The 20703-nt window shown below is 30.5% G+C and carries 14 protein-coding genes; all 14 read right to left on the bottom strand.

The window, feature by feature from the left end; genetic code table 11:
• Window positions 1-28: 28 nt before the first annotated feature.
• Window positions 29-976: a PKD domain-containing protein gene (locus OD91_RS12995; protein WP_144896805.1), complete on the bottom strand. Its 948-nt coding sequence runs from the start codon at window positions 974-976 to the stop codon at window positions 29-31.
• Window positions 977-997: 21 nt separating this feature from the next.
• Window positions 998-2470 carry a RagB/SusD family nutrient uptake outer membrane protein gene (locus OD91_RS12990; protein ID WP_144896804.1) on the bottom strand — a complete coding sequence of 491 codons (1473 nt, stop codon included), beginning with the start codon at window positions 2468-2470 and terminating at the stop codon, window positions 998-1000.
• A gap of 18 nt (window positions 2471-2488) precedes the next feature.
• Complete coding sequence (locus tag OD91_RS12985) at window positions 2489-5572, bottom strand: TonB-dependent receptor (RefSeq protein ID WP_144896803.1); 3084 nt, start codon at window positions 5570-5572, stop codon at window positions 2489-2491.
• Window positions 5573-6085: 513 nt separating this feature from the next.
• On the bottom strand, window positions 6086-6460 hold the full coding sequence (locus OD91_RS12980) for a cupin domain-containing protein (protein WP_144896802.1): 375 nt from the start codon (window positions 6458-6460) through the stop codon (window positions 6086-6088).
• Window positions 6461-6484: 24 nt separating this feature from the next.
• Window positions 6485-8734, bottom strand: coding sequence for an alginate lyase family protein (locus tag OD91_RS12975; protein WP_144896801.1), 2250 nt, complete (start codon window positions 8732-8734; stop codon window positions 6485-6487).
• Window positions 8735-8763: 29 nt separating this feature from the next.
• Window positions 8764-9726: a T9SS type A sorting domain-containing protein gene (locus OD91_RS12970; protein ID WP_144896800.1), complete on the bottom strand. Its 963-nt coding sequence runs from the start codon at window positions 9724-9726 to the stop codon at window positions 8764-8766.
• Window positions 9727-9934: 208 nt separating this feature from the next.
• Window positions 9935-12517: a chondroitinase-B domain-containing protein gene (locus tag OD91_RS12965; RefSeq protein WP_144896799.1), complete on the bottom strand. Its 2583-nt coding sequence runs from the start codon at window positions 12515-12517 to the stop codon at window positions 9935-9937.
• Between the two features lie 100 nt (window positions 12518-12617).
• A complete protein-coding gene (locus OD91_RS12960; protein ID WP_186434457.1) occupies window positions 12618-13388 on the bottom strand; it encodes an SDR family NAD(P)-dependent oxidoreductase in 771 nt (256 codons plus the stop codon).
• 8 nt (window positions 13389-13396) lie between these two features.
• On the bottom strand, window positions 13397-14488 hold the full coding sequence (locus OD91_RS12955; RefSeq protein ID WP_144896798.1) for a polysaccharide lyase family 7 protein: 1092 nt from the start codon (window positions 14486-14488) through the stop codon (window positions 13397-13399).
• Between the two features lie 17 nt (window positions 14489-14505).
• On the bottom strand, window positions 14506-15777 hold the full coding sequence (locus tag OD91_RS12950; protein ID WP_144896797.1) for an Nramp family divalent metal transporter: 1272 nt from the start codon (window positions 15775-15777) through the stop codon (window positions 14506-14508).
• A gap of 15 nt (window positions 15778-15792) precedes the next feature.
• Window positions 15793-17667, bottom strand: coding sequence for an NADP-dependent phosphogluconate dehydrogenase (gndA, locus tag OD91_RS12945; RefSeq protein WP_255513263.1), 1875 nt, complete (start codon window positions 17665-17667; stop codon window positions 15793-15795).
• A 13-nt stretch (window positions 17668-17680) separates the two neighbouring features.
• On the bottom strand, window positions 17681-18703 hold the full coding sequence (locus tag OD91_RS12940) for a polysaccharide lyase family 7 protein (protein ID WP_144896795.1): 1023 nt from the start codon (window positions 18701-18703) through the stop codon (window positions 17681-17683).
• Window positions 18704-18739: 36 nt separating this feature from the next.
• On the bottom strand, window positions 18740-19678 hold the full coding sequence (locus tag OD91_RS12935) for a hypothetical protein (RefSeq protein WP_144896794.1): 939 nt from the start codon (window positions 19676-19678) through the stop codon (window positions 18740-18742).
• A gap of 20 nt (window positions 19679-19698) precedes the next feature.
• The gene (locus OD91_RS12930; protein WP_144896793.1) at window positions 19699-20700 is read right to left on the bottom strand and encodes a sugar kinase; all 1002 of its coding nucleotides are present in this window, start codon (window positions 20698-20700) and stop codon (window positions 19699-19701) included.
• Window positions 20701-20703: the final 3 nt, after the last annotated feature.

Here is a 20703-nt window from a genome sequence, read left to right as displayed (position 1 = left end):
GTTTTATATTTTTTTTACTTTCTGAAAATTAATCTGCTGCATATACTTTAACATTGTCAATATATACATCAACATCCGTTACAGCGTAAAACACTATAGAAACTTCACCACTAGCATTTGTAGTAAATTCTTGTTTAACTGTTGTATGTCCAGTTTTACCTTTTACCTCATTGGCTATAAATTGTTTCAATGGAGTACTTGCAATTGCATCTTTTCCATCGTCAAAATGACCATCTAATACTTCAGAAATAATTCTATTACCACCTGCGGCAACACCAGCCTGTTCAGCAGGAGTCTTAATAGCATATTCATATTCTAAAATGTATTTTACCGTTCTATCTGCTGTAGTTTCAGAAACATTAATAGCCTGGTAAGCAAATCTAGTATTTGAACTTAAATAGACACCAGCTGAAGTAGATTTAGTCCATTTAGCACCTTTTGTTTTTGCGCCATTATCAGATCCATCATAGTTTGTAAAAGAACCGTCAGAACTAGAGTTGTAAGGACTCGTTGTTCCTCCTGTAAATGAAGAGAATTTCCAATCATTTTGACCGTCATTAAAATCTCCATTTATTATAGTTACTGGGATTGGAACAAACTTATCTACTACAATTACATCGAGTGTTACTGTAGTCGAAGCTTCATTACCATCAATTGCTGTTAATGTAACAGGGTATGTCCCTTCTCCTGCAGCAAATGTATATTTAGGATCTTTATCTGTAGAGGTATCTCCTCCACCAAAATCCCAAAGATAATTGATAGATTCTGCTGATAAGTTATTAAATTCTATTATCCTGAAATTCTCAGCATTTGGTATATATGCAAAGTTTGCTACTGGCAAACTTGTATCAGCTATAGATCCTGCTTCTGGTAAATCAAACTCAAAAGCATCTTCACAACTTACCGATACTACCATAATTGATAAGCATAAAACGAGCTTTATGGTTTTTTTGAAAATATTTAATTGATTTTTCATAATTTATAAAGTTTTATATTGTTATTGCGGATTTTGAGTCAACAAACCTTCACTTAAATTAATTTCTCTTGAAGGTATAGGTAATAATAATCTTCTGACATTATAGCTCGTATATCCTTTTAATGTAGCGTGTGCACCTAATACTTGATGTGCTACACCTAACCTTACTAAATCAAAGAATCGATGATTTTCAAAAGCTAATTCTACTCTTCTTTCTAATAATAAAGCATCAACAGTTAAAGCTGAAGGACGATCTGCTACAGCGTCAAATCCTGCTCTTACTTTTACCTTCATATAAGAATCTATTGCACTTGTATCATTTGTAGGATTTCCTTGCATAATTGCTTCAGCATGCATTAATAATACATCTGAATATCGTAAAATAATCCAATCGTTACCTGCATTTCCAGGTTGTTCACCATAAGTAGGAAGATTTCTATCTGAAATATTTGATCCAAAAGGTAAGAATTTAATTATCTCTGCATCTAATGGTACAGGAAGATTAACATCATCCCCAAAAGCTGCATAAGATGCTGTCGTTCTATTTCCTCCATGTGCAATAAAGTCTACAGCAAGGTTTGGATTAACTATGTTAAGACCATCTTGTCTACCTTGACGTTTAAAAGATGTAAACTCTGATGAAAATCCTTGACTTTCATTAGGGTCTCCAGCAATATACTCTATAGCAAAAATAATTTCGCTGTTTAATTCTTTGTAAAATACATCACTAAAGTTTGATTGTAAAGAAAAACCACTACCCATTATAGCTTCACATAATGCTTTAGCTCCAGAATAATTAGGAGATGGTTGTGATAAATAAACTTTAGCTAAAATTCCTTGAGCTGCAGCTTTAGATGCTCTAGATTTATGTGAATTATCTAAATAAGAAACTCCCTCTTTTAAATCTGAAACAATTTGCTCATAAACTTTAGCAACATCTACTCTTGTATAAAGAAGTTCTTTTTCATCTGAACTTGCTACTCTAGTTAACAATGGTACATCTCCATATAATCGTACTAAGTTAAAATATGCATAGGCTCTTAAAAACTTAGCTTCGGCCGTATATTTATTAATATTCGCAGCATCTGCATTGTCAACATACTTTAAAACGTTATTTGCTCTAAAAATAATCTCATACATAGATTGGTAATAATCTTCTGATTGAATATTCTCTGGCTCAACTATATATCTATGAAAATCTGCTCTAGACCCTTCAAGTGTTTTACTTCTTGTATTGTCAGAACGATGTTCGGTTAAAAGGTATTCTAATTGTACACCTCTATTAAATCTCACAGAACTTGACTGTGTATTCTCATTTACCCCTTGTATAGCATCATAAACACCTATAATTCCAGATAAAACATCATCATCAGATTGAAAAAAGTTTTCTGATACTATAGAAGTATCTGGCAATGGGTTTAAAAACTCATCTGTATCACAAGAGACAAACATTGCTCCTGTTATAACAAAAATTAATAATTTTATATATTTCATAATTACTATTTTTTCTAATTAAAAATTAACGTTTAAACCAACCGAAATGGTTCTAAACAAAGGCGTTCCAGCTCTTTGCGCTCCATAAGATGTAGGTGTATTATTACTATCAATATACTCTGGATTAAAACCATGATAGTCATCAGAAGTTATGTAAAGTAAGTTCTGACCCGTCGCATACAATCTTAAACTTTGCATTCCTAATTTTGATACAACATCATCCGGTAATGTAAATCCTAAATTTACATTTCTCAATGAAAAATAACCTGCACTAGAAATTATATCGTTTGTATGAATTCTTGGTTGAAGAAATGAAGCATCTGGAATAATTCCTGCTGTTACAACTGCTTGTTCATCTGTAGTTGCACCAGTCCAGTGAGTATAGAAATATTGGTCACCAATATTTTTTACTTCTGCTCCTTGACTTCCTTGAATCATAAAAGAAAAGTCAAAGTTTCCAATATTGAAATCATTTGTTAAACTCCAAGTAATTTCTGGATAGGGATCTCCTAAAATAGTTTTATCTGCATTTGTGATGATACCATCTCCATTTAAATCTTTAACAATAATATCTTCTGATTTACCGTTAATTGGAATCCAAGGAGAGTTCCAGTATTCATCTGCTAATTCTTTATCTACTACATACCCATAGAAAGAAGAGATAGGATTACCTACAGAATTGATCCATTCTGAATTTCTACCAAATCCATCTTGAGTTAACGCTCCATCAGACTCACCATAATCAAGTAATTCATTTTTGTTTGTAGAAGCAATTAACGAAGTATTCCAAGAGAAATTCTCGTTGGCAACATTTTTACTTCTTAATTCAAGTTCAATACCACTATTTGCTACTTTTCCTAAATTTACAATTCCATTATTAAAACCTGTAACATAAGAAACAGGGTTGTTTAATAATAACTTATCACTTGTTCTTTTATAATAATCTAAAGATCCAGTAATTCTATTATTTAAAAACCCAAAATCAATACCTGGATTAAATTCTTCAGATGCTTCCCATTGTAATAAAGGATTTGCAATATTTAGTGGTGAATTACCAGCAGTAACACCTCCATTAATAATAGCATTTGTATTTGTTAACTGTGCCAAATAAGGCCAAGCATTAACTGTAACACTACCTACATTAAAGTTTTCTGATCCAGTAAGACCATAACTAACCCTTAATTTTAATTTACTTAGTGTTTCAGATTCTGAAAGAAAATCTTCATTCGTTACATTCCACCCTAATGATACAGCTGGAAAGTTACCCCATTTAGAATCAATTCCAAAAACAGAACTACCATCACGTCTAAATGAAGCCGAAACTAAATATTTATCAGAAAATGCGTAATTAATTCTACCAAAATATCCTATTTTGTTTTGCACAATATTAAACTCTCCATTTGAAACTAATGTTGTAGCCCCTTGCAAGTTTTTTAATAAGTCATTAGTATACCCTGTTCCAGTAATTTGACTTACTTCATTTTTTCTTTTTTGTACAGTTACACCTGCCAAAATACTAATATCATGATCACCAATATTGGTATTGTATGATAATGTATTATCAGAAATTAATCTCGTTCTAAATCTATTATTTAAGATATATTGAGCTCTACTATTTCCAGCAGAATGATGTTTTGTACCATCCCATCTTGTTCTTTTACGTTGCTCTATAGTAACACCTAATGATGTTTTAGCTGTAAGACCATCTAGTATCTCGTATTGTAAAAATGTAGATCCTAATAATTTAGTCTGATGCTCAAACCACTCTCTTTCAACATATTGAGCATATGGATTTGCATCACCAGAAGTACGTGGTCTACTATCACTACCATTACCATCTAAATCTAATTCAACTAAATGGTTTTCATAAAAATAATCACCTACACCTACATCTGGATAAGAAGCTCTATTAATAAATTGCAATGTTTCTGCAGTATGATAAATAGGTAACCAAGGCGATTGTCTTGTTGGATTGTGTATTGAAGTAGGTAAGGCTCTTCTTTTAGAATATGAAGGTGTAGCACTTAAACCAAACTTTAATTTATCTGTTAATTTACTATTTACTTTTAATTTCGCAGAATACAACTTGTAATCATCTGTTATTACCACACCTTCATCATGAAGATATCTTAATGACGTATTAAACTTTGTATCTTTATTACCTCCACTTGCTGATAAAGAATGACTTGTAATGAAGCCTCCATCAAAGAAAACATCTTGCCAATCTCTATCTATACCCGTTACTTCTACTATTTTTTGAGCATATTGAGTAGTTTCTGAAAGTGCACCTGTAGCTGCAAACTCTTTTGCTGCCCAATCTGCTACACTTTTTCTATAATCATCACTTCCAAAAGCTGACTTATAACCTGTAAACGTGTTATATGAGAATTTTGTATCTCCATCCTTTCCAGTTTTTGTTGTTATCAAAATAACACCATTAGATCCTTCACTACCATAAATAGCTGCAGAGGCTGCATCTTTTAATACTTCAAAAGACTCAACATCATTCATATCTAAGTTTCCAAGAAAACTTGAATCTACTATTACTCCATCAACAACAACTGCTGGTCCAGAATTGGCAGTAATAGATCCAAAACCTCTAATTGTAATAGTTGGTGCAGCACCCGCTTCTGCATTGGTTGCTTGAATATTAACACCAGAAACTTGCCCAATTAAAGCATCGTCTACCCTAGCAACTGCTATTTGATCTAAACTTTCGTTTACAACTTTAGAAATTGCTCCAGTAAGGTGTGATTTTTTTTGTGTACCATAACCAATAACAACCACTTCGTCTAAAGAACTAGTATCTTCTACTAGACTAATATTCAACGTTTTTTGATTATTAATGATTACTGTTTGACTTGCAAATCCCAAATATTGAAATTGCAATACATCTCCACTTTTTACTTGAATGGCATAATTACCATCAAAATCAGTTTCAGTACCTTTTGATGTTTTTACGATCAGAATTGATACTCCTGGTAAAGGGGAATTATCTGCTTTAGCTGTAACAGTACCTTTAATGGTATAGCTACCTTGTGCATAAAAGCAAACGTTTACTAACATTACTAGTAATAATGTTATTTTAAATTTTAATTTCATAATTAATTGTTTATATTTAAAAATGTAATTAATTTACCTTCTTAGGGTAAATTTTCTTTTAATTAACATAATCCTTAAATAAAGTTTAAAATAAAAATACAGAAAAATTAATTTTCGTATTTTTGATACTACTTAATACTTAATTCACAAATTATGTATTGGTTAATACTTCCTTCAGAAGAAGTTTTTTTTTAAAAGGATAGGCGTGCACCTATCCTTTTTGCTTTTAATTAATTCAAATTTATCTCATATATTAATGGTGTTTGATTTCTTTAACTGGAAAACCAAACTGGTTCACCAAATTGGTTTACCAAATATATATGAAATGTTTTGTTAAAAAAAATATTTTGTTGTTTTTTATTAATTTATTGTTAATAAATTGATTAACAATCATTAATCATCTAAAAGATTAGTCTTATTATGACTTAAAAAACTATTAATGCTTACTATAAATAATTTCTTAAAAATAAGAGGATATTATAAATTGATATTAAAATCAAAAAACAGTTTTTCTTAAGATTTATCTCCAAAATAAGATGGACCATCACCTGTTAAGAAATCCTCTCTTACCGGACTAAATGTATCAATTAATTGTCCTTCTTCTAAACAAACTGCACTATGCAATAAGTTAGGTTCAATATACACGCCATCTCCCGCTTCTATAACTTGCTTCACTCCATCAATTTCAAATTCGAATTTACCTGAAACACAATAGGTAGCTTGTGTGTGAAAATGTTGATGTGGAGAACCTAAAGCTCCTTTCTCAAATTTCACACTAACCATCATAATTTGATTATCGTATCCTAAAAATTTTCTTGAGACTCCACCACCAAGTTCTTCCCACTTTATATCTTTTGTGATGACGTATTTTTCACTAAATCGTTTCATTATTTATAATTTATTCTTTTTTATTTACTTAAAATAATAAGCACCTGTCCATTTGTAATTAGTATCGTTAATCTCTAGACTGTGTTTTGATGTTGTTGATTTATTTGCGGTAATAAATAGTTTTGTATCACCACCTTTTATAGTAGTAACTTCTATAGCAGTATAATCATCAGTATCTAAAACTACTTTTAACTCTTTTATATTACTTTTAGAATTTACTGCAGATTCAGTAACTGGGCTATAATTACCATGCGATTCAATTGTAGAAACAAAAAGTGTGTTTTTAGTATTTTTTCTTCTTAATATTAAAGCAGGATCTCTTCGTAAATTAAAATCTGGATCGTTTGCACCAATTCTGGTAAAAAGCAATTCATCTTTATTATTAGTAACTGTTGTTAAAGAATAAAACTTATTATTATGTAACCAAGAAAACTTAGAATTCTCTTTATTTACATTTGCAGAACCTTCTACATATAAATGTTGATATCCATTTTTATTTCCTAAAGACTTTAATACTTCTGGTGTTTTGTAATCAAAATTAGTTTGCAACACTTGACCAAAATAGTAAAATGGAAAATCATATTTATTTGCCTTATTAGAATTTATTTTCATAACATCTAATACAAATGGCTTTTCAAAATCTTCATCTTTAATTACTGCCATAGTTCGAAGGATTCCTGTATTGGGATATGCATTGTCTTCTTTAGCACTTACTACTTTTATATTATCATTATCCGAAGAAAAATAATGCAATACTGAATGATGCTCACTTCCTATTTCGTATTTACCTTTAAAATGAGAAGTTTCATTTTGCGTTACTGTATTATGTGCAATCGTTTGTTTTGCCCATGTTTTATTTTCTTTTAAATAATTTCCGCCACCTTTTTGCTCAATATTTACAAAGCGAGATAGACCGTAATCTTGAAGGATTTCTTCTCCTTTCTCATATAAAGAATACGATAACTTATCATAATGTCCATGACTTGACCCTTGAGCCGCATATTTAAAAACAAGCTCAATATCTTCATTTCTTAGAATACCTACACCTCCTTCTGTTCCATCTTGCCCATCTGAAAGATTAATTGATTTTTTATTAAATGGTTTCGTTTTTTCATTTTTAATACCAAGCGCAACAGCTAAACCAGAATCGTCTAATAAAACACGATCTTGTTTTTCTGCAATACTTAATAATCCTGGATCTTGTTTTCCATAATGATATGAAATATCTACAGCGGTAACTAACGCACTTGTATAATATGACATTCCTTTTTGACCATCATTCAACGGAAAAAAATCTCCATCTGCGTCCGTTAAATTTAATAATGCATTTATGGACTTAAGAAGTACGCTGTTTTTATATTCGAAAATTTTTAATTCTGGTTTTACATTGTGTAATCCTTCAGCAAAAACTAAAAAAGGATACATTGCATAACGTTGGTAATATGGCCCTTCGTTATAATAACCATCTGGAGAAAAAGGTTCTTCTATATTTGCTAAAAAACCTGCTTTTCCATCTTTATTTAAAAATCCGCCATCATCATCTTTCTCTTTTGTATTTAGGTTGACTCCTTTAATTCCGTACAAAGCACGTTGAATTAACTCTTCGTCATTCATCACTAAACCAATCATACCTACTGCAGCATTTCCCCAAGTACTATGATTATGTACTCTTTGGTAAAATTGTGGACTGTCTATTGAAATATGATCTGCAAATGGCCTAAATAAATTTGTTTCTAATTTGTTACGTTCTTCTTCTGTTAAGTAATTATAGATACAATCGTAAGCTTGACTTACATAAACTAACCAATTAGAATCGTTTAAGCATTGCCAAAATAATTTACCTCTAGCATATGATCTTGTTTTAGGATGTAATGGCAATTTTTTATACATCGCTTCATACTGCATCAACATGTCTTTGACATATTTAGCATATTTTTCGTCATCTAAAATTTGATACAAAACACCTGCCTTTTGCAGAATGAACCAGTTTTGTTTATGTCTTGAATGAGTATAACCTCCAGAATAATCTTTTGGTATTGGAACTTCTATTCCTGAAGCTATTTCTGCATCAACTTCTGCTTTTACTTTTGCTAACGTTTTATCAAAAATTGGAATAGAACCTAATTGTGCTCTAATATCTTTAACTCCTTGCGAAGTTAAAATTAAACTTGGATGCTGATTCGTGATATTCTTTGTTTGTATTTCCTTTTCACTTTTACAAGAAAAAGAAAATGTGAAGACAAAAATTATGAAAAAAAATTTATTTGAACTCATTGATTAACACCCAAGTTTTTTATACTTAATTATTGTTTAACTAATTTCTTAGTAATACTAGATTTACCACTGTTAAATTTAACAAAATAGATTCCACTTTTAAGATTAGAAACGTTAATTCTATTATTTTTAATTGCGCTTACTTTAGAAACACTTTTTCCAATTACATTAAAAATCTCTACAGAATCTACACTTGCTTTAGAAGAAAAACTAAAATTAGTTTTTGTTGGGTTTGGATACATACCAAAGTTTGCTCCAAAAACATCTTTTACAGAAGCAGTGACCTTCTTAACAAGACTTATATTGTCGAAATACACTTGTTTATCACTAGTAGAACTTAATGATCTCACATAAATTATAACATCAGTTGTTGAAGCTGTAAAGTCAAAAGTCGTTGTAGTAAATGTATTATTTCCTACTGAACCACTGCTAGAATTCATATCATTTTTAATCTCATGAAAATAATCAACTCTAGAATCAGAAACTCCATCAACAACAAGACCAACTTCAGTAGTTATAGCTTCATTTAACATAAACACCTCAGAAGGGGTACCTGAATCACTAGAACGAGACTGAATAGTAAAAGTATACTCAGCTCCTGCTTCAACTACTACTCTTTGATATAGACGACGAGTTACGCCATATAACTTAACACCTCTTGTTTTTTCAGTATCATTATAGGTTCCATCACTTGTAGATCCTGGTTGTTCGTTTACAGATCCTCCACTAGCATATGTAGTTTCAAGATATGTTTCTAAATCATCATTTCTCCACCCAGTTGGATTATCATCTGCATCATACCTATAAGGACTAGTTATATCACCATTTAATGTGCTATTAGGAGTCATATCCCAAGCATCGGCATTATCACCAGTATTTGATGTATCTGATCCTGTTCCGTGATCGTCACAAGTACCGTTTTTAACAAGTTCGGTTTGAGCAAAAAATGATGTAGTTGCTATTAAAGCAATAAAAAGTAATGTTTTTTTCATGATATTAAATTTATAGTTAATAAAGTGTTTAGATTGGTAGTCCAATCTGGTTTACCAATTTGGTTTACCAAAAATACATTAATTATTTTAATATCAAAATATTATCAAGCATATTTTTAAAAAACTACTAATTAAGGAGTTAAAGACTTAATTTTAAAATAAAAATCTAGAGTAATGTGTTATAGAAAACTACAATGTCGAATAAAAATCAATGTGATATTGAGATAAGTTTCGAGAATAAACCTTCTCCATTATCAATAATAACAATATATAAACCGCTTTTTATATGAGAAACATCTAAACTTGAATTTTGGACTGAAGACACTAATTTTTTCTCTAAAACTTTTTTCCCATCAATAGAATATAATTTGATTTCTTTTACTTTTTGATTTAAGTTTTTAATATGAAGTACATTTTTTGCTGGAATTGGGTACATCAACACTTCATTGATTGAATTTGAATTATCAATTGATAAACTTGAAGGCCCATAAAACTCTATTTCACCTACTGCGCTCCAAACACTTTTTCTTGTATCTCCAGCACTGTTAAATCTACCAAAACCAATTAATTTTACATATCGAACGTTTACACCATTGCTTATTTCGTATTGATTAAAATCTGTTGTACTTGTTGCAGTTAATAATAATTCTGATGAAGTAGGGAGAATTTTTGAGAAATCAGAAGTATTTGTTCCTGTTGAAGAAGCCCAAATTTGAAATCCAAAAGAATCTGACTTATTGGTAGTACTAAATTGTATTAAATTAACCATATGATTACTCCCAAAATCATAAATAATATATTCTCCATCACCTTTGTTATCTCCTGAAATAATAGCGCCATCATCTGCAGCCCAAACGGTTGAATTATCTTTATCTAAAGTATTTGCAGCAGAATTAGTTTTACCACCACCTACTTCTTCTTTGGAAAAAGAATGAATAGTTACAGGGTCATTATTTGCTCCTGTATTGATTAAACTGTAAATGCTTGTTAAATCTGCTCCCTGTTGCGTTATGGTTAGTGTTCTAACTATATCATCACCTCCTGCATCTTGTGTAAAAGTTACTGAACCTGTTCTTAAATTTGAGGTTTCATTTTTTGTGACAGAAACTGAAACTAAAGCGTTATTAGTTCCAGAACTTTTATCAATTGTTATCCAAGTATCATTTGATTTAGCTGTCCAACTTACATTTGCAGTAACAGAGACATCATAACTTGCAGCATTTGATGTTAATGATTGCAAACTACCAATAGTTAATGTTTCTGGAATCTGAATTGTACAGTTGCCGTCTGTAATATTATTACCTAAATTATTTAAAAAGCATGCTCCAATCCCATGCCCAACCATATCATCAGTTGTAGGATTGTAAGTTCCTAAATTTGCTCCTTTTCCTGATGAACCCGCACCTGAGAATGTGAATATTTCATTAGTAGCAGTGGCAGAAATACCAGTTTCTTCAGAAAAACCTGAATTAGTTATTCCTAAAACACTACCAGTAAATACATTTCCTGAATAATTTAATGTTGCCCCAATACTAGCATAAGAACCAGCTGTATCTCCAGTTATAACATTTGTAACATTATTATTCCCAGAAGTAAAATAAATTAAATTATTTGAAACAGTTCCAGTTACATCATTAGAACCTTTATCTATATTATAAAATAAAGGTGCATTTGTATTTACAATTGAATTATTTGAAAGTGTTATGTTATTTGATTTTTGATATCCATTAGATGTACTTGTTGATGTACATGCAACTGAAGCATTATCTCCTCCTCCTATAAATGTGATTCCATTATTCCATTTTGCTTGACTTACTACCGTAATACAATCTTGAATGTAATTATTTGTAATTGTATGGTCACTATCTGTTATTCTAATTCCTCCAGTACCATCAACATTTTCACCTAAAAAATAATTACCATCAACAGTTGCATTAGACCCGTGTCTTAACACTAAAGAACCTCTACTTCTTCTAAAAGTGTTATTTATGTATTTATTGTTTTTACTTTTATTGGTGATAATTTCATTTTCACCATCAGCTTCTACAAAATAATTATTACTTACAGTTGTGTTACTATTTACATTCTGAAACTCACTTGTTCCCACTCGAATTGTTTCACTATCTCCAGAATTACTTAAAGATGAATCAATTTTTGAATATTTATAAAAATAGTTTTTAGTTATTGTATGCCCCACTTCACTACAACGAGTATTTGTTACATCATCATCTGGAGTTGCGTTATACGCTAACTCAACAAGGATTAATGCTCCTGCACTTTTTTTATTCATAAAAGAACAATTAATTACCGTGTTGTAAGTACCATATAAAACAATCCATCTATGTTTAGTAATAGAAGTAGTTCCATCATCAACTTTGTCATCAGGACTTATTTCTAAACCATTAATTACACAGTTCTGGATTTTACTATGATTAGCATAATCATAACCATCTCTAAACTCAATAAAATTACTCGCCCCATAACCTCCTTGCCAATGAAAACCATCAACAATTACATGATCACCTCCAATACTCATTCTTAGACCTCCGGTAAACATAACACCTCCAGGTGTTGCCGATCTAAATGTTATTGGTGAGGCTGCTGTACCAGTAGTTGGAGAAAATTTAATTCTTGTATCTGAAGTATAAACTCCATCAGCCAAAATCACTGTATCCCCAGCAGCTAGCGTAGAAGATAAACTGGTAAGATCTTCAGGTTTATTAATATTATGAGTTGTTTGACCTATTATAGAAATAGAAAATAAAAACAATACTAGCGTAATTTTATACATACTTTAGTTTTTAAAAAATATTGGTTTACCAGATTGGTTTACCAAAAGTATGCATAAAAATCAACTTCAAAAAATAAATTCTTAGAAAATTAAAAATTAACTACATATTATAAACGCCTCCATTAATATCTAGGGTAGCTCCCGTAATAAATCCATCATATTCTGAAGCTAGATATAAAACAGCTCTTGCAACATCAGCTGCATTACCTGCTTTTTGTATTGGAATTCCAGAAATGGTTTTATCTGCAGATTCTTTTGTAGTGTGTGTATTATGAAACGATGTTCCTAATATTAACCCTGGTGCTACAGCATTTACACGAACTCCTTGAGATCCTAATTCTGTTGCTAGTGCTCTTGTATACGTTAAAATAGCCCCTTTACTTGTAGCGTATGCTAACGAACCTGGATGACCTCCTTTTCTACCCGCAAGCGATGCTAAATTAACAACACTACTATTCTCATTTTTTGATAAATATGGTGTAGCTGCTCTTGTTACAAACATCATAGAAGTAAGATTGATATCCATTACTTTATACCAAAAATCAGTTTTAATATCATTTAAAAGATTACGTGCAACAAGAGAACCAGCATTATTGATTAATATATCTAAACTACCTAAACTCTCCATAGTTTTTTCAACCAATTTATTTGCATCAATTTCTTTTGTTAAATCTCCACTAATAGCAACAGCTTTTTGATCTTTGTTAGTTGCGTATTCTACTAATTTGTTTGCAGTATCTGCACTTGAAAAATAATGAATTGCAACATTAGCTCCACTATCAATAAAATGCTTTGTAATTGACTCTCCAATTCCCTGTGCTCCAGCAGTTATAAGTACGTTTTTACCTTCTAATTTATTAATTGACATCATACTATTGTTTATTTTACTTTATCGTTTTTATTAAAATAGCCTTCATTTGATACTGCTTTTTCACTAACAGAAATGCTACCTTTTTTAAACCACACTTCAGCATAATTTCCATCTTCATATTGCATTTTGACATCTCCTCCATGTGTTTCTGCACCAGAACACCAGTTTTTATTTATTTCCGGAGATTTTCCATTTGTTTGATTGTAAGAACCTAACTTAAAAAAACAACCTTCTCCTGCATACGCATTTTTACGTTCTACACCATCTTGACCAATTGGTACAAATAATTTTTGTGTTTGCTCTGGCATATCTGCTTTTGTTGCATATTCAGTTTCAATTAGGTTTTTTGTAAATGTTTTAGTTGGATGTCCCTTTCTGGTGAATTTTAAATTCATAATTCCATCCTTCACTTCAATTTCATAACTAAATTCTTCTCCTAATTCTATTCCATCTTTTGGCTCTTTTGGATAGGTATTTACAGAATCACCTACAACTGAAAAATCATCACCCCAAACTGCTGTAGAAAAATCCCATCGTCCAGAATTATCATCTCCTGCTGTATTAATTTCATAATGCCAAAAAACAGAACCTTTTGTATGACCAGGAAACTTTTTGTAAAATATTTTTAGGGGTTCATTTTCATGTCCATCTGCACTATGAATTTGACCAACTACCACAGAATGAGAAGCTGCAACGCGTGCATCTCCAGTTGCAGAAACATTCATCACTTTAAGTGTCGCTGTCATTTTATCATTCGCAGTTTTAGGATACCACTTTTTTGTTTGTCCTAATTCTGTTCTTGTATTATTGGAAGTTCCATGCGTACTTCCTGCATTTGGTGCTTTAAAAACAACCCAATCTTCATTATCGCTTTTTGCAATATAGAAGAAGTCTTTATTTTCAAAATTAATTGGTTTTCCAACATTAGAACCATCACCTAAAATCAATTTAAAGTTATCGAAAAAAGGAATAACATCACTTGCATACACCGTTTTTTGTATTTCTTTTTTATTCTGTTTTTTTGAAGTTTCTTTACAATTGAAAAACACTAGAGAAACGCCTAAAATCAATACTACTGATTTAATATTTATTGTATTCATCCTTTTAAATTTTAATTTTAAAAATATTCTGTTAGAGCAACTATTCCATTGTATGAGATTACTAGAGAAAAGAATAATGCAGCAAACAATCCTATATAAACTCCCAAGCTTGTTTTGTAATCTTTCATTACTTTTTTATTACGCAACATCAAAATAATACCGAGTATTACTATCGGCAAAACAAATACGTTAAATACTTGTGATAATATTTGAACTTGAATTGGATTTGCTCCAAATGCAGGGCCAATTAAAGCAACCAAACACGCTATTGCTGTAATAATTCTAAACTGTTTTGAATTGGTATCTAAAGTTCCAGATTGATAATCAGCAACTAATAAAGGTGCAATTAATAAACATGGAAAAATGGATGATAAACCAGCGCTTAATGCTCCGAAAAAGAAAATAGTTACTGCCCATTTTCCTGCAACAGGCTCTAATGTATTTGCCATATCTAATACATGCGTAACTTCTTTACCATTATAAAATAATGCGCCAGCGGCAACCGCCATAATAGTTCCACTTATTACAAAAATTAATACTGCTGCTGTTATTGAATCTCGTTTTTGCTGTTTTAAGTTTTTAATAGTCCAACCTTTTCCTTTTACAAATAATGGTCTAGATAAAAATGTTGCAGCAGCCATGGTAGTTCCTACAAAAGCAGCGACCAACATTTTACCACCAGGAACATCAGGTATTGTTGGCACCAAACCTTTTACAACATCGATAGAAAGTGGCTGTACAAAAAACAATGAAAACAGGAAAGAAAAGCCCATTAACGTGACAAATATGACCAATATTTTTTCGAAGAAAGTGTACTTACCAACTAACATCAATAAGTAAAAAATCAATATTATTATAATAGCCGTAGATAAAACTGTTACATATTTAAAATCACTTAATCCTTCAAAATTTAGGACTAAAATTTCAAAAATAATATTAGATGAAATTCCTAAAATACCCATTAAAGAATTCCATTGTCCAAACGTAATTCCGACTATAATTAATATGGCTAAAACTTCACCATATTTTATATGTTTTTTAAATCCATAAAGTGCTGTTTCACCTGTTAGCAAAGCATAATTACCATAAGCAAACATTAAAACTCCCGAAAAAAGACAGCTTAAAAATAATACCCAAAGTAATTGCATATTAAATTTACTTCCTGCAACAATCATGGATGTTACACTACCTGTACCAATAGTATAGCCAATGGCAAAAATACCTGGACCAAAACCCAAAATAATTGCTATAATTCTTTTTAGTAATGATTTTTTAGCTGTTGCTTCCATATTATTAATTTATGATTAATTCCAGTTTGTATGATAACTTTTACCTGAAGCATCATCTATTCTTTGATACGTATGTGCTCCAAAATAATCTCTTTGTGCCTGTATTACATTTGCGTTAGAATTCGGATTTGTAATTCCATTAAAAAACTGAATCGATTCACTTAAAGAAGGAACAGATAAATCATTTAAAACACATGCTGATACTAGCTTTTTTATAGAGGGTTTGTATATATTAAGGGTATTAATTAATTCTTGATTCGTTAATATGTTTGTGGTATTTTTAAGGACCTCTACAAGTTCTTTCATTAACGTAGATTTAATGATGCAACCATTCGTCCAAATTCTTGATATTTCACTTAAATTCAGATTCCATGAATGTTTATTTGAAGCTTCTGAAATTAATTTAAAACCTTGATAATGATTGATAATCCTAGCAAATTGATACGCTTCTAACACTTCTTTTACTGAGATATTTAATGCCGAATTATTAGCCTTTTCAAAATTGTTATTTAGCTGAATTCGTTCATCCTTATAAAAAGATATATATCTCGAAAATAAAGCAGAAGCAATTAATGTACTTGGCACATCCAATTCTGCAGAAGCAATTGTTGTCCAGTTTCCTGTACCTTTATTTCCAGCTTTATCCAATATTTTATTTACCAACCAATCAGCACCTTCTTTTTTTCTAAAAATAGTAGCTGTGATATCTAACAAGTAACTGTCAGTAGTAGTTTTCCAACTTTCTAACGTATTCGAAATTTCATCATTATTTTGACCTAAAGCTTCTAAAATAGATGTTATTTCTGCCAATAATTGCATTTCAACATATTCGATTCCATTGTGAACCATTTTTACAAAATGTCCACTTCCTTCTGAACCAATATAAGTACAACATGGCAAACTATTTTTGTCTTTCGCAGCAATCGTTTCTAGAAAAGGCTGCACTTGTTTATACGCTTCAAAATCTCCACTTGGCATAATTGAAGGTCCTTTTAAAGCGCCTTCTTCTCCACCAGAAACTCCAGCCCCAATAAAATGAATGCTTTTCGTTTTTAAATAATCGAAACGTTCTTTAGTTTTATTATAATTAGAATTTCCACCATCAATTAATATATCATTTTCTGATAAATGTGGAAATAAATCTTCAATTACATGATCTATTGTTTTTCCAGCATTTACCATTAACATAATACATCTTGGTTGTTGCAGAGAGTTTACAAAAGCAGAAATATCATCAAAGGCAGATGCGTTTGATAATTCAGAAAATTCAGTTTTAAAGTTTTTAGCTATTTCAACTTCAAGATTATCAACGTGTCTATTAAACATAGAAATTTTAAAGCCTTTATTAGCTAAATTTCTACATAAGCTTTTTCCCATAACGCCTAAACCAAATAATCCAAATTGTGATTTATTCATTAATTCGTTTTTTATAGTATCAACAATATCTACAATTGATTTAGTTATGTCTACTTGTAAAGCTTCTTTTGGATGTTCTAAAATATCAAATTGAGATTTCAATAATTCAGAAGGCATATAGTGATCTACTCTACTTTTCATTCTTTTATAAATCTGATCAAATGAACCCGATAAATGCACCCATTTAGTCTCACTTTCTAAGTCTTTTCTTAAAATATCTCGATAGTTTTGTTTTAAGGCAGAACATGCAATAACACAACTGTTTTTTGCCAGTTCACTTTTTGCTAACTCATTTAAAGACTCTAACCAACCTTGCCTATCATCATCATTTAAAGCCTTTCCATTAGACATTTTTTTGATATTACTTTCTGGATGAAAATCATCAGCATCAAAAAATGGAATATTTAATTCTTTAGATAGTAATTTTCCAATAGTGCTTTTTCCACATCCAGAAACGCCTATTATGAAAATCACCTTTTTCAACATTTTAGTTTTTATTTGGTTGAGTACTTTTACCTACAGTTGCTTCTTTAAACCAAACCTCAGCATAACTTCCGTTTTCATATTGTTTAGAGATATCTCCACCATAAATTTCTGATTTGGTAGATTTTGCATTTGCTTGATTATAGGCCCCTTGCTTAAAGTAATTAAGTTCACCTGCATAGGCAATTTCGCGTTCTACTCCACCACCTTTTTCCCTATTTGCATAAACATTTAATACTTGCTGTGGAATATCTTTTCTTGTTCCAAATTCAGTTTTTATTAAACTCTTTTTAAATTGAATGGTTTTATGATTTTTACTAGTAAAAGTTAAATACATCATTCCTTTGTAAACATTTACTTCGTAACTAAACTCTTCTCCTAAAGCAACACCATTTTCTGGTTCTTTTGGATATTCTGTAGCATTTGAACCAACAACAGAAAAATCATGTCCCCAAACTGCTGTAGAGTAATCAAATCGTCCTATATTATCTCCTTTTGTATTGATTTCATAATTCCAAAATACAGAACCTTTTGTGTGGCCTGGAAATTTTTTATAATAGATTTTTAAGGGTTCATTTTCATGCCCTTCATCACTATGAATTTGACCAATTACTACTGAATACGATGAAGCTGCAGTTGCATCTCCTGTAGTGGATACATGTTGTACTTTTAGTGTTCCTGTTAATTTGCCTCCTTCTTCAGGAATCCAATGTTTTTTTTCTCCTAGTTCTGTTCTCGTATTTTTTGAAGTTCTTGAAGTAATACCTGCATTAGGTGTTTTATAAACTATCCAATCCGTTTTTCCATCATTTTGAACATAGAAAAAATTGTCTTTTTTATAATTTACTAAATCTTTGACGTGAGTTCCATCACCAGTAAGGATTTTCCATTTATCCATAAACGGAATAACATCATTTGGATATTTTATATTTTCAGTTTTAGTTGACATTTCTAAAGCTTTTTTAGAAGTGTTTTTACAAGAAAGCAACACTAAAACTGCACATATTATCAATATAATTTTTCTCATTTTTAATTATTTAGGTCATTCAACTAATTTGAAAGTTTATTTAAAAAGATTAGGTTTCTTTTTATATTTTCTTTTTTCTTTTTTTGAAAATTCTTTTAAAAAAACTGATTCATTATAATCTACAATATATTTTTGCTTACTCTTTAATTTCACTTTTTCATTAGCCACTAAAAAAAATGGTGATATAAAATTACTTCTACTTTTTTTATTTATAAATTTTTGCTTTTTCCCAAAATTGTCACCTATTAGATATCTTATATAAAAACTCATTATATAAAAACCTTTTTCATTTTTAGTTATTTTCCCTAAAGGGCTATGTGGATAAACATTTTGACCTAGTTTCACTAAAAATGAATTTTTACTAAATCCCTTGTAAGTCGCATAAGTTCCGTCAGGGTGCTCTATTGTTAATTGATTTTTTTTTGAGGAGTATATTTTTTTTATTGTGTCTAATTCATATTTATTTATAATATCTACAACTACACCTCTACGCATACTTTTAACAATATCTGTAGTTTTGTTTGCTAAAGCATATGATTTCCAATTATTTGGTCTTTCTGCACCAAAAAATTTTTCTCTAATATAACCTTGTTCTTTTACAGCAATTAAATGTTCTTTTTCAAAAGGTAAAACATAGGTGAAAAGGCTATCAACTTTAGCTTTAGGATTTCCTCTAATCCAAGAATATTTAAAAGAATAACGAACAAATTTTTTCTTATTTATTGGTTTTAAATTAAATAAAAAGCCTGATTTATCTTTTACAACACCTTTATAATTACCATCATGAGTATTTAGTAATTGAGAAAATTTCACATTAACAAAATAGCTACCAGGTTTTAGTTTTTTAAAATAAAAATCTACGCTATTGTCAGCATTTCTTTTTGTGGTGATTTTTATATTTTTCTTTTGGCAATAAAAATTTGAGCATATAAAGAATATTAAAAATATTACAACATATGATTTTAAGAATTTCATAGCAAAATGGTTTTTAATCTTTATCTTTTTATAGCTCCAGAAGTATTACCTTCCATTAAGCTTCTTACATTTTCTAACGAAACTGTGTTTACATCTCCAGGAACAGTATGTTTTAAAGCACATGCAGAAGAAGCAAAATCTAATGCTTCTTTATCTTTATAATGTAAAAGTCCATAGATTAATCCGGCTGCAAACGCATCTCCTGTTCCCACACGATCAATGATATGAGTTATATTAAGCATATCTGTTTTAATATACTTTTTACCATTCCACATTTTACCCTGAATTTGATGATGTGAAGCGCTTAAAGTTCTTCTCGTTTTTTTAATCACTTTCTTAATGTTTGGATAAACATCAATCAACATTTTAGCTAACGATTTAAAATTATCATCAAGTTCGCCAATATCAAACATTTCACGAATTCCTCTACTACTAGTAATAACAACATCTGAATGCTTAGCTAAATTTGGAATAACCTCATGCATTGGCTTTCCATATTTCCACATATTACTTCTAGAATTTATATCACCAGAAACTGTTATACCCAATTTATTGGCCGTTTTAATAGCATCTAAACAACTTTGAGCAGTTCCTTCTGAAATTGAAGGTGTAATACCTGTCCAATGAAACCAATCTGCATCTTTTAGTATTTCTTCCCAATTAAACATCTCAGGTTGAATTAAAGAAAAGGCAGAACCTTCTCTTTCATAAATTACCTCACTAGGTCTATGCACAGCTCCTTTTTCTAGAAAATACTTTCCCATCATTTGGTCGCCATAAATAACATGCTTTGTACTTAACCAATGTTTACGCAAAAATTGTGTTGCAGCTTTTCCTAAAGCATTATCAGGAAAACGTGTAACATGTGCAGCTTTCATACCTAAATAAGCACAAGAAATGGCTGCATTTGCTTCTCCACCTCCATAAACTAATTCAAATGATGAAGCTTGCGAAAATTTTTCATATCCTGGAGGAGATAAACGCATCATTACTTCACCAAAAGTGATTACTTTTTTAGCCATAAT

Origin of the sequence: Lutibacter sp. Hel_I_33_5 (assembly GCF_007827455.1) — a bacterium.
GTDB lineage: Bacteria > Bacteroidota > Bacteroidia > Flavobacteriales > Flavobacteriaceae > Polaribacter.
Note: the sequence above shows the minus strand (reverse complement) of the source record. Positions and strands in the feature narration are given on the sequence as shown.